Source organism: Legionella quinlivanii (genome assembly GCF_900461555.1).
Taxonomy (GTDB): Bacteria; Pseudomonadota; Gammaproteobacteria; order Legionellales; family Legionellaceae; genus Legionella_C; species Legionella_C quinlivanii.
In genome coordinates this window covers 1,298,778-1,309,659 of sequence record NZ_UGOX01000001.1, presented here as the reverse complement: position 1 = coordinate 1,309,659, position 10,882 = coordinate 1,298,778, and the positions used below count along the sequence as shown (strand labels likewise).

Sequence of the window (10,882 nt, the reverse complement as noted above, 5' to 3'; positions counted from 1 at the left end):
ATTAGTCCAGTAAATAAGGGATATTACCGAATAAACTCTCGGTATAATTCAACATGGTTTTTAAAAGCCATGGTCCGGCGATAACCATCACCAGAAAAGTAACCAGCAGTTTGGGGATGAAGCTTAAACTGGCTTCATTGATTTGCGTGGCGGCTTGAAACATGGCAACAATCAGACCCACAACCAACCCGGGAACTATTAAAACCAGCAATAATATAATCATTAAATACACCGCTTCACTGAATAAGGATAAAACGGAATCTGCTGTCATGATTTCTCCTAACTCACCGCAAAACTCGAGGCCAATGATCCCAGCACCAGGGTCCAGCCATCGACCATTACAAACAGCATTATTTTGAAAGGCAATGAAATAATTAAAGGGGATAGCATCATCATACCCATTGCCATTAGCACTGAAGCCACCACCATGTCGATAATCAAAAAAGGGAGAAATAGAATAAATCCGATTTGAAACGCCGTTTTTAATTCACTGGTTATGAAAGCAGGAATAACAACTTGCATGGGAATATCAGCTACATTCGCAATCTGGCTATTGCCAAATTTTTCAAATAGGGCTAAGTCGTTTTTCCGGGTTTGTCGAAGCATAAACTGTTTTAAGGGCTGCTCTCCCAGATTCAGAGCCTGAGGAAAGTCAATCTGTTCATTGATATAAGGTTGAATTGCATTTTGGTTTATTTGGTTAAAAACAGGCCACATAACAAAAAAAGTGAGGAAAAGAGAGATTCCTATCAATATTTGGTTTGTCGGTGTTTGCCCAAGCCCGATTGCCTGGCGCAGCATTGAGAGAACGATGATGATTCGGGTAAATGAAGTCATCGCCATTAACAATCCGGGAATTACGCTCAATAAGGTCATTAGCAGTATAATCTGCAAATTGACGCTGTAGGTTTCACCGTTTGCTGATGGACTCACTGTTACGGCTGGAAGCGATAAATTCGCCGCCAGAACAAGTGAGGGGAATAACAATAAAATCAGGACATACAACCCACTGCGTTGTTTCATTGAGACTTCGTCCTTAAAGCTTGTTTGAAAAATTCAGTGAACCGCGTCTCGGCCTGCCTCTCAAAACCCGGAGGAAGCTCTTCACCAAAGTCGCATAATGTCGTGATGTTATGGCTGGTGACCCCTAAAAGCAGATAGCGTGTACCAGCGCGTACCAATAAAACTCTCTCTCTGGGACCCAGGTTAGCGGAGTAAATCACTTCCAGATTGATGTGTTTGCCGTTTCCTAACCGACTTGTCTGCTTCATGAGCCAGAACAAACCCAGAATAAAGATAATAACAAATAATAAACCCATCAGAATTCTGAATAAATCGCCGCCGTTTAGACTTGAGCCTTCAGAACCCGCTGCATAAACTGTATTGATTAACAATAAATACAGATACAATCCCTTGTTTGCTAGCTTCATCTTAACCGCTTGATTCTCTCTGCCTTGCTTACTATATCCGTCAGACGGACCCCGAATTTGTCGTTCACCACAACGACTTCGCCATGGGCAACCAGAGTCCCATTGACCAGCACATCAAGGGGCTCTCCTGCCATGCGATCCAGAGCGACAATGCCCCCTTGATTAAGCTGTAATAAATTTCGGATTGACATTTTAGTTCGGCCGATTTCTACGGTGACCGTCACTGGAATATCCAGAATCATTTCCATTTTTTCATTCTCAGTATTGCCTGTTGCATCCTGAGTTAACTTGGCTGTGACGACCTCTGTATTCTCACTCATAACCACCTCTAGTAACTTATTTTTTTTATTATTTTTAAAGCTCGCTTATCATTCACTTTCCCCACAGTAGCAACAAAAGCAGGCGTCCCCTCTATATCGACTGTTACTTCTTCATTCATTTCCAGGGTTAAGAAATCTCCTGCTTTCCACTCCATTACCTTGCCTAAAGTGCTTGTGGTTTGCGCCATAACTGAACTAATGGTTAACTCCACCTCCATTAGCTCTTCTTTAAGAGACATAATCCAGTTCGGATCAATATCTTCATCAGGTCTGGCAGCTCCCAGTTCCAATTGCTGTTTGATAGGCTCCACCATTGAATAAGGTAAAATGAATGCAAAAGTCCCCTGCTCCTTACCAAAATCAAGGCTGAATTTGCTGACTAGTAATAATTCATCCGGTTCGCCGATGTGCACTAATTGCGGATTGGTTTCGTCATTGACCCGGAGGGGTTCGAGGTGAATAATCGGTGCCCAGGCTTGCTCGATATTGCGCACCAGTTTACCGATTACAATATCCATCACTCGCAATTCTGCGGCGGTGAAATCAGTTTTATCGGTTTGTGCACAAAATTGCGAGCTGCCGCCAAAGTAATAATCAACCAAATCATAAACAAAGGTACTGTCAAATACGATCAGCGCCTTACCACGTAAGGGCTTGAATCGATAAATCGTCATTAAACTGGGATTAGGCAAAGCACTTAGATATTCTCGGTGTTTCACTACCGCCATCGGCTCTTGCTTAATGTGAATTTCTTTGGCCATTAAAAGATATATATCATTGGCAAAATAACGCGCAGCCCGATCGTGGATTTTATCAAGAACCGGAAGCTCACCACGAACGATACGTTCCTGGCTTGCAAAATTAAGAACTTCAATATGCTCAGCTTTAGCAGCGGTTGGCGACGTGGGGTGCTCATTCTCTGCATTGATCTCGTCCTCTGCAGAATCCGAATTATCGCTGTCTACAGCGCCTAACAAGGCATCAATTTCTTCTTGCGATAATACATCCTTCTCAACCATGAGTAATCCTGCATCCAAGCGAATTCAATACGATAAACCATTGCCTAGCAATTTATATGCCAACTTTAATTGTGATAACTGGTGTATCTAAACTGGATTCAATTATTTATCAGTCAAAAAATTGACTAATCGTCAGCCTCATCCTGACACTTATCCTCCGCGGCCGCTTGGCATTTGTCATTGCAATCCGTATCAGAGGATGTCATACAGACTGAATCAAGGCAGTCCTGAGTATAGCGCTCAATACACATTTGTTTATCGTATTTCTCAGAGCCAATAACCACTGTCGGCAAATCAGCTGCATAAATAGAAACTGGAATCATTATCCAAAGTCCAATAAACGCCGATTTCCCCATTAACTTTAACAATCCCATGACTTTTCCTTTTGAAGTGCTTCTCAATCCAATACCTTTTGATTAAAAATTATAGCATCAGCAGTTGATTATGATCTGCTTGCATTCATTTCGCCTATTTAATACACCAAATTCAATTTGGCAAGGCGCTGATTTCAAAATACAATTGTCAATGCCTGGTAAAGATGCCACACTTTAATTTTCGATTGATAAAACTAGCAATGCAGCCTAAATTAATGTCTTTCGGTAACTTTGCCCACAATCTTGAGACCCAATCGAACTGCTATCGTCCGGATAGTGAAAAACAGATAGAAAAATTCCTCATAACTTCAGAAGAATCGATTTTGGCACGCGGCGCTGGAACCAGTTACAATGACTGCTGCCTCAATGATCAACAGTCCATTATTGATACGACGCGGCTTAATCATTTTCTTTCTTTTGACCCTGCAAGCGGGCTGTTAGTTTGTCAGGGAGGCGTTACTTTTGCCGATTTATTCAAGGTTGACACCCGATTTATCCCACCAGTAATTCCCGGTACGCTTCGAGCCACTTTAGCCGGCGGAATTGCCAATGATGTTCATGGCAAAAACAATCCGAAAGAAGCGGCTTTGGGTCAGCACATTGAATGGATAGAATTACACTGCCATCAGGATTCAATACACTGCAGCCGAAGGGACAACGCCGACCTGTTTTATGCAACCATTGCCGGCTTGGGGCTGACAGGAATTATCAAACGTGTCGGGCTGAAACTTAAGAAAGCCCCACAGTTTGTAAAATCCGAAAATGAGAAATATCAGAATTGGGATGAACTGGTTGAAAGAATGCTGAAACTGGCAGATAGCAGTGATTATCAAGCCGCCTGGCTCGATTTTCTTAATCCCGAACGTGCCGTACTTTCCCATGCCCGCTATTATGAGGGTTTAAACAGGCAGGAAGCAGCCCCTGTTAATATTCCACCGCTCCCTTTTCGCCTGATTAACCGTCTGGGAATGAAAGTGTTTAATCAGCTTTATTTTCGTTATACCCGCTCTGCTGCACAAGTCAGCCCTCTACAGATATTCAATAATCCGCTAGATAGAATCAGTAACTGGAATCGCCTCTATGGGAAAAAAGGATTAATTCAATTCCAGGCCGTCGTTGGATCTGATTTGATTAATGAATGTCTTGAGCAATGTCTGCTGCTTAGCCGCAAACATCATGCACTGCCTGCGCTGGCAGTCTTAAAATATTTAAATCATACTGGAACAGGCTTACTGTCATTCACTCAGCCAGGCTTCACCATTGCCATTGATTTTGTGAACCAACCACAAGCCCGGCAAACAATTAAGAATCTCAATGAATGGGTAACAGAGCATCAGGGCAAAGTGTACCTCGCAAAAGATTTGTTATTAACATCAGAGCAGTTCAGATGCCAATACCCTAATAGCGGGCAATTCATCGAACTGCTTAAAACCCTGCCTAATCACCCCTGTTCTGATTTAGGTCGACGATTAGGGATTTGTATATGAATAAAACGACCTGGGTTATTAGTGGGGCCAGTTCGGCTATCGCAAGAGAATTCGGCCATTTAGCAGCAAGTAAGGGACATCCTTTAATTTTAATTGCACGTGATGCGGCAGAACTTAAAATTATGGCTGCCGATTATGCGCTGCGCTATAAAATCCCTTGCCAGACCATAGTGTTTGACTTCGCCAATGACAGTAAAACTCTGTGTCATCAGTTGTTCTTGTACCAGGAGAATCTGTCGCTATTTTTAGCTCATAGTTTAATTATTGAAAATCAAGATCTTAATGAATCAGATATAGATTTAATCATTAAAGTCAATATTACAAGCAGCTGTGAACTAATTCATGGGTATCTTAAAAAAGAACAAAGTGACCACCAGCTCATCTTTCTAAGCTCAGTCGCTGCCAGTCGCGGACGCAGTAAAAATAGTTTATATGGTGCCAGCAAATCAGCTATCGAAACTTATCTGCAGGGGCTTCAGCAATCTGCCTCACCAACGCAAACGCTGACTATTATGCGCCTCGGATTTATTGATACCATGCAAACTTTCGGTAAGCCCGGTATTTTTTATGCATCCTCTCCAAAAGACTGCGCTAAAGCCTGCTTCAAAGCATTAAACAGAAAAAAAAGGCTAAGTTACCATCCGTTTTTCTGGCGATATATCATAGCAATTATCTCTAATTTGCCTTTCTTTATTTACAAAAAAATGAAAGTATAAAATGGGGGCCTAATCTTTTATTTGAGTTTCAGACCATCCTCAAGGTGATGATTACCTGAGTTAGCTAGTTGCCATAAATTAGCTGCCGCTTTAGCATGCTTTAATTTCTCATTAAAAAAACCGGGCTTTATATCTGCGAGTTGCTCAAGATGGTTGTCTGCACGATGTGTTCGATATTCACAGAATGCTTGTCGAAAAAAGGATTCCTGGATATGTAGACGGAAATACTTTTTTGCCTCCTTGCTGCCATAACTAACAGCCAGATCAAGCCACTCAAAACCAGCGTTCATATCGACATCAAACTTTTCAGGCAAGTCCACTTTAAGATCCGGATTAATTTGCTTTTCAAGCTGTTGCCTGTCTCCAAATCCAATTAAAGCAATTTTAAACTGTGCCCCGCTGCACTGCGTTAATCCATTATAAACTTCACTGACATGGATCGCTTCAGCCAACAACTCTGCACAATAAGTCTCATATGAAATACTCTCAGTTATCTGCTGAGATTTCACAGAAATCGCTGCAGTTCTTTTCTGCGATCTAAGATTAAAATCCCTTTTCTCACTGGCTCTTTCTGAATTGGGCATACTCCATCCTTGCTATTGACAGTTAATCCACTCTACTGTCAATTTACTTCAAAATACGAATAGGAGGCAATATCGTATTGATCACGCCAAAGAACTGCAGGATGTATATAATCAAAACAATTAAAACCAGAATATTTAAAAGAGATTTAATGGCCGCAGGCATTGGAATAAAAACATTAATCAACCACATGACCAATCCAAAGACAATAATGACGGCAATTAAATTAAGAAGTTCATGCATGATGGCTGCTCTCTTAGTGCTAATAATATGATTATAGTACTCTTTTATCATTCTGGATGAATTAATCATCTATGTATTGCTTCTCTTCTGTCTCCCCTGCTACTCACCCCAACTGGATAAGCTACACTTATAAAAGGAGCCAAAGGGTATAACTAAAGGTGAGTCAATGGAGAAATCCCCAAAACGTATTGGACAGCATTCACCGGCTAAAAAATCAGTGGCTTTTGCATCGAGATACGAAGCCTTGCTTCAGGTTGAAAGAAGGATTTTTGAGCTGATTCTTGGCACTACTCCTCTTTCTGCATTATTGGAAACAATCGCATTAGGTATAGAAGAAATTACTGAAGATGCAAAAGTGGCTATCCTGTTATTAGACAAAGACGGCGTTCATATTCGTCAGGGTTCTGCCCCGCATCTACCGCCTGTCTATACCCAAACAGTAGAAGGAATGAAAATCGGCCCTAAACAGGCCTGTTCCGGTGCTGCAATGTTTTTAAGAAAGCGAATCATTGTATCCGACATCAGCAACAGTCCTTTTTGGGATCAATACGCCGACATTGCCAAGAACTATCAGTTAAAAGCCTGCTGGTCGACACCAGTGCTCGACAGCGATAATAAAGTAATCGCGGCTTTTGCCCTGTATTACGAGCATTGCTATGAACCTGCTCATGAAGATTTTGAACTGATTGATCATGCCAGTTATCTAGTGAGAATTTGTATCGAACTTAATGAAAAAACCAATGCGCTTCAAAAAAGCGAGGAACGATTTCGTCACGCATTCCAGGATGCCGCTACAGGAATTGCGATTACCGATTTAAACGGTCATTTTTTACAGGCCAACGCGGCCTATTGCAACATGCTTGGATATTCAGAGCAAGAGCTCTATGAAATGACATTTATGGATATAACTCATCCCGATGATAAAGCCATTAGTTGGGAACTGACTCGTAGCTTGCTCACGAAGCAAACAGGCCATACTTTTGAAAAGCGTTATCTGACAAAAAACCGTCAGGAAATTTGGGTTCGATTAAGCATTTCAGCGCCCCGCGATGAAACTGGACAACCTATTAATTTCATCGCAGTTTGCGAAGATATTACCCAAAAAAAACAAATGATTAATGAGCTTGAGGAAAATCAATCCTTTCTTCGCATGGCTTCACAAATCAGCCGTATTGGCGCCTGGTCAGTAAAACTTCCGGAACAAAGCTTTATCTGGTCTGAAGAGGCCCAGCGCATCCATGAAGTGACAGGCTCGTTCAATCCTACGCTTGATAATTTAATTGCACTTTACCCTAAGGAGTTTCAGCAAAAGCTCCATGATGCTTTCGATCAATGCATGTATAAAGGCATTTCTTTTCATCTGGAATTACCATTTCACAGTCCACAGAATAATCCGCTTTGGATAAAAATTATGGGCGAAGCGGCTCAGGATCAATCAGGGCAAAATATTAAGGTCCAGGGTGCTTTTCAAGATATCACTGAACAGAAAAAGCTCGAAGAAGTACGCAAGGAAACCGAACAGCGATTTCGTCAGCTAACGGAGAATATTCAGGAAGTTTTTTGGCTAACCAATGCGGCTCATGATCAAATTCTATACATCAGTCCGGCCTACGAACATATTTGGGGACGATCTTGTCAGGAGCTTTGTGAAAACCCTCGACAATGGCTGGAAGCGATTTATGAAGAAGATCGCAGCAAGATGATATCCGTGCTTGATGACTTAAGCCAGGGTTATAATCAGGAATACCGCATCATCCGACCTGACGGTGAAATGCGCTGGATTCATGATCGCTCATTTAATATTTATGATAGTAATGGGCAGCTTTACAGGGTGGCCGGGGTCGCAAAAGATATCACTGAAAGAAAAGAAGCAGAACAATCGCTCCGTGAAAGCGAAGAACGTTTTCGTTTGCTATCTGATGCGACCAATGATGCCATTTGGGATCTCAATCTTTTAAATAACAAGATCTGGTGGAATGAGGGCTTTGAGATACTTTTCGGGTATCAGCGAAAAGAAATTGTTCCCAATATCAACTCATGGATGAATTATATTCATCCAGATGATTTTAATCGGGTAATTCAGGGTGTTTTCAAAGTGATTGATGAGGGGAAAACACACTGGAATGCCGAGTATCGCTTCCGTCGGAAAGACGGTACTTATGCAAAAGTATTCGACCGCGGCAATGTGATCCGTGATGAGCGTGGAAAAGCAGTGCGCATGATTGGCGGCATGACTGATTTAACCGAACGCTATGAGCTTGAAGAGCAACTTCGACAATCGCAGCGGCTTGAATCCCTGGGTCAATTAACAGGCGGTGTGGCACACGATTTCAATAATATGCTCACGATTATAATGGGTAACGCTGAATTACTGACTGAGCAATTATCCGATAACCCTCTGCTTAATGAGATGGCTGAAATGATATACAGCGCTGCTCAGCGAGGAGCGGAGCTGACCAAACGCTTACTGGCGTTTGCAAGACGCCAGGCTCTCGAACCCAAAGTGGTAGAATTGAATGTTCTTGTGGAAAACATGATGGGTCTCCTGAAACGGACAATTGGCGACAATATCGTATTAAAATTTAAAAAAGAACCCCAATTATGGCCCACGCTGGTTGACCCATCGCAACTTGAAAATGCGATTTTAAATCTTTGTTTAAATGCTCGTGATGCCATGCCAGGCGGAGGGCAACTGATTATTGAAACGAGAAACTCCGAATTGGATGAAACTTATGCGAATACACATACTGAAATCATCCCTGGACCCTACGCTGAAATCCTGATATCTGACACTGGCTGCGGGATTGCTCCGGAACATCTGGACAAAGTGTTTGAGCCTTTTTTTTCGACCAAGCCCAAGGACAAAGGAACTGGTCTGGGACTAAGCATGGTTTTTGGGTTTATCAAGCAATCAGGCGGTCACATCAATATCTATTCAGAACCAGGAAAAGGGACCACTGTTAGCCTTTATTTACCCAAAGCCGTGCATGTCGCTATGCCAGAAGAGGAAGTTAAACCTAAATTCATAGCTACAGGACATGAAAAAATCCTTTTAGTCGAGGACAATGAGAAAGTACGCCTTTATGCTTCCGAACAATTACGTGCCGCCGGCTACGAGGTCGAAGTGGCAGCTAATGGTCTTAGTGCTCTTGAAATTCTTAAGGCACGAGACGATTTTGAGTTACTTTTTACAGATATAATAATGGAAGGAGGGTTAAGCGGAACAGAACTGGCCATCTTGGCTCAAAAATTACGACCCGGTTTAAAAGTGCTGTACACCTCGGGTTATCCTGAAGATATTATACGCCATCAGGGGCAACTGACACCAGGAGTTCATTTACTAAATAAGCCTTATCGGCGCGTGGATTTGTTAAACAAAGTTAGGGATACATTGAATAGCGAATAACAAGGAAGACCAGGATGAGTAATCGTTTATTAATTCTGGATGATGATGTAATGATCTGTAAAACCATTCAAAACATTGCACGGTTTACAGACATCGAAGCTCAATATACAACTAATCCAGCGACATTTCTGCATCAGGTTCAGACCTGGGAACCAGAACTTCTCGCAATTGATTTGATTATGCCTGGAATGGACGGTATTCAGGTGATGACTGAGCTGGCCAGGCAACATTGTACATCCAAGATACTTATTACTAGCGGAGTAGGCAGTCGGGTATTGGATGCTGCCCAGAGAACCGCCTATGAGCACGGTCTTAATGTAGTGGCAGTACTTCCCAAACCTTTTTCATTAACTGATCTGAGAAAATTATTAACTCAGTTAAACACCTCCGTTATAAAACTTCCGTCTAACTATTTCGATTTAATTGAAAAAAAACCGGAACCTCTATTAAAAAGCGATCTATCCAATGCGCTGGAGCAAAAAGAGATTTATGTGGTATATCAGCCCAAGATTGACTGTAAAACTCAGGAGTTAAGAGGATTTGAAGTATTAAGCCGCTGGGTCAACACCCGTTTTGGCATTGTACAGCCAGATCGCTTTATACCCTTTGCTGAATCCTGTCACCTGATTGACGGCATTACCTATGAGGTGCTGGACCAGGCCTTGCACTGGTTTAGCGAAATCATTTCAGGTCCAGTTTATAAACAATATCTTTCAGAAAAAACAATTAAAAATTTAAAGCTTTCGGTTAATATCTCGCCTTCCTCCCTGAAAAACACCGCTTTGTTTGAGCAATTAAGTGAAAACATCAAAAAGCTTGGGCTTGAGCCTAATTGTTTGATTTTGGAACTGACAGAAACCGCCGCAATGGAAGATCCGGTTGCGTCTCTGGAAATTCTGACACGACTGAGAATGCAGGGTTTTGAATTATCCATCGATGATTTCGGAACAGGCTTTTCCTCCATGTTGCAACTGGTTCGCCTGCCTTTTTCGGAAATTAAAATTGATAAATCCTTTGTCATTAATGCAAAGCACTCTCTGGAATCTAAAGTAGTGATCAAATCCATAGTGGACTTAGGTAAAAGTCTGGGATTACAAACCACCGCGGAAGGACTCGAAGACCAGGAGACGCTCAGCTATTTATGTGAAATAGGTTGCGATCAGGCCCAGGGATACTACATCTCCCATCCTCTGGTTGCCAAGGAAATATTTGAATGGATCAAGAATAAGTCAATTATATTTTCAACAAATTGATCAAATTATGCAAAGTTAGCAAAAAATATTGATTTAAATTTAAAAGCTGCTA

General features: G+C 41.9%; 12 protein-coding genes. 4 read left to right on the top strand and 8 right to left on the bottom strand.

Annotated features, from left to right (window positions below):
- Nucleotide 1: 1 nt before the first annotated feature.
- The 6 genes from fliQ to DYH61_RS05550 form a co-directional block, all read right to left on the bottom strand.
- Nucleotides 2-271 carry a flagellar biosynthesis protein FliQ gene (fliQ, locus tag DYH61_RS05575; RefSeq protein ID WP_058508707.1) on the bottom strand — a complete coding sequence of 90 codons (270 nt, stop codon included), beginning with the start codon at nucleotides 269-271 and terminating at the stop codon, nucleotides 2-4.
- Between the two features lie 8 nt (nucleotides 272-279).
- Entirely contained in the window at nucleotides 280-1,023 is a 744-nt protein-coding gene (gene fliP / locus DYH61_RS05570) for a flagellar type III secretion system pore protein FliP (RefSeq protein ID WP_058508706.1), read from the bottom strand.
- A complete protein-coding gene (fliO, locus tag DYH61_RS05565) occupies nucleotides 1,020-1,430 on the bottom strand; it encodes a flagellar biosynthetic protein FliO (protein WP_058508705.1) in 411 nt (136 codons plus the stop codon). The genes fliP and fliO overlap by 4 nt, the downstream gene beginning before the upstream one ends.
- Nucleotides 1,427-1,750 (bottom strand): flagellar motor switch protein FliN, encoded by a 324-nt coding sequence (gene fliN / locus DYH61_RS05560; RefSeq protein WP_058508704.1) that lies wholly within the window; start codon nucleotides 1,748-1,750, stop codon nucleotides 1,427-1,429. The genes fliO and fliN overlap by 4 nt, the downstream gene beginning before the upstream one ends.
- 8 nt (nucleotides 1,751-1,758) lie before the next feature.
- Nucleotides 1,759-2,769, bottom strand: coding sequence for a flagellar motor switch protein FliM (fliM, locus tag DYH61_RS05555; RefSeq protein ID WP_058508703.1), 1,011 nt, complete (start codon nucleotides 2,767-2,769; stop codon nucleotides 1,759-1,761).
- 125 nt (nucleotides 2,770-2,894) lie between these two features.
- Nucleotides 2,895-3,143, bottom strand: coding sequence for a hypothetical protein (locus DYH61_RS05550; protein WP_058508702.1), 249 nt, complete (start codon nucleotides 3,141-3,143; stop codon nucleotides 2,895-2,897).
- Nucleotides 3,144-3,358: 215 nt separating this feature from the next.
- On the opposite strand from DYH61_RS05550, the gene DYH61_RS05545 reads away from it, so the two are divergent.
- Together DYH61_RS05545 and DYH61_RS05540 are read left to right on the top strand one after the other, a co-directional pair.
- Entirely contained in the window at nucleotides 3,359-4,630 is a 1,272-nt protein-coding gene (locus tag DYH61_RS05545; RefSeq protein ID WP_234999859.1) for an FAD-binding oxidoreductase, read from the top strand.
- A complete protein-coding gene (locus DYH61_RS05540) occupies nucleotides 4,627-5,346 on the top strand; it encodes an SDR family NAD(P)-dependent oxidoreductase (protein WP_058508700.1) in 720 nt (239 codons plus the stop codon). Before DYH61_RS05545 ends, DYH61_RS05540 begins: the two co-directional genes overlap by 4 nt.
- A gap of 17 nt (nucleotides 5,347-5,363) precedes the next feature.
- On the opposite strand, the gene DYH61_RS05535 is transcribed toward DYH61_RS05540, so the two are convergent.
- On the bottom strand, nucleotides 5,364-5,930 hold the full coding sequence (locus tag DYH61_RS05535; protein WP_058508699.1) for a hypothetical protein: 567 nt from the start codon (nucleotides 5,928-5,930) through the stop codon (nucleotides 5,364-5,366).
- Nucleotides 5,931-5,973: 43 nt separating this feature from the next.
- Nucleotides 5,974-6,171, bottom strand: a complete 198-nt coding sequence (locus DYH61_RS05530) for a Thivi_2564 family membrane protein (RefSeq protein ID WP_058508722.1) — start codon at nucleotides 6,169-6,171, stop codon at nucleotides 5,974-5,976.
- A gap of 166 nt (nucleotides 6,172-6,337) precedes the next feature.
- Between DYH61_RS05530 and DYH61_RS05525 the strand changes: the two genes are divergently transcribed.
- Nucleotides 6,338-9,577, top strand: a complete 3,240-nt coding sequence (locus DYH61_RS05525; protein ID WP_058508698.1) for a PAS domain-containing protein — start codon at nucleotides 6,338-6,340, stop codon at nucleotides 9,575-9,577.
- A gap of 14 nt (nucleotides 9,578-9,591) precedes the next feature.
- A complete protein-coding gene (locus tag DYH61_RS05520) occupies nucleotides 9,592-10,830 on the top strand; it encodes an EAL domain-containing response regulator (RefSeq protein WP_058508697.1) in 1,239 nt (412 codons plus the stop codon).
- The last annotated feature ends 52 nt before the right edge of the window (nucleotides 10,831-10,882 follow it).

Excerpts from the sequence above, each read along its gene's own strand:
- DYH61_RS05520 (WP_058508697.1), top strand. The coding sequence starts at position 9,592 with ATGAGTAATCGTTTATTAATTCTGGATGATGATGTAATGATCTGTAAA.
- DYH61_RS05545 (WP_234999859.1), top strand. The coding sequence starts at position 3,359 with ATGTCTTTCGGTAACTTTGCCCACAATCTTGAGACCCAATCGAACTGC.
- fliM (WP_058508703.1), bottom strand. The coding sequence starts at position 2,769 with ATGGTTGAGAAGGATGTATTATCGCAAGAAGAAATTGATGCCTTGTTA.
- DYH61_RS05540 (WP_058508700.1), top strand. The coding sequence starts at position 4,627 with ATGAATAAAACGACCTGGGTTATTAGTGGGGCCAGTTCGGCTATCGCA.
- fliN (WP_058508704.1), bottom strand. The coding sequence starts at position 1,750 with ATGAGTGAGAATACAGAGGTCGTCACAGCCAAGTTAACTCAGGATGCA.
- DYH61_RS05550 (WP_058508702.1), bottom strand. The coding sequence starts at position 3,143 with ATGGGATTGTTAAAGTTAATGGGGAAATCGGCGTTTATTGGACTTTGG.
- DYH61_RS05530 (WP_058508722.1), bottom strand. The coding sequence starts at position 6,171 with ATGCATGAACTTCTTAATTTAATTGCCGTCATTATTGTCTTTGGATTG.
- fliQ (WP_058508707.1), bottom strand. The coding sequence starts at position 271 with ATGACAGCAGATTCCGTTTTATCCTTATTCAGTGAAGCGGTGTATTTA.
- fliP (WP_058508706.1), bottom strand. The coding sequence starts at position 1,023 with ATGAAACAACGCAGTGGGTTGTATGTCCTGATTTTATTGTTATTCCCC.
- fliO (WP_058508705.1), bottom strand. The coding sequence starts at position 1,430 with ATGAAGCTAGCAAACAAGGGATTGTATCTGTATTTATTGTTAATCAAT.
- DYH61_RS05525 (WP_058508698.1), top strand. The coding sequence starts at position 6,338 with ATGGAGAAATCCCCAAAACGTATTGGACAGCATTCACCGGCTAAAAAA.
- DYH61_RS05535 (WP_058508699.1), bottom strand. The coding sequence starts at position 5,930 with ATGCCCAATTCAGAAAGAGCCAGTGAGAAAAGGGATTTTAATCTTAGA.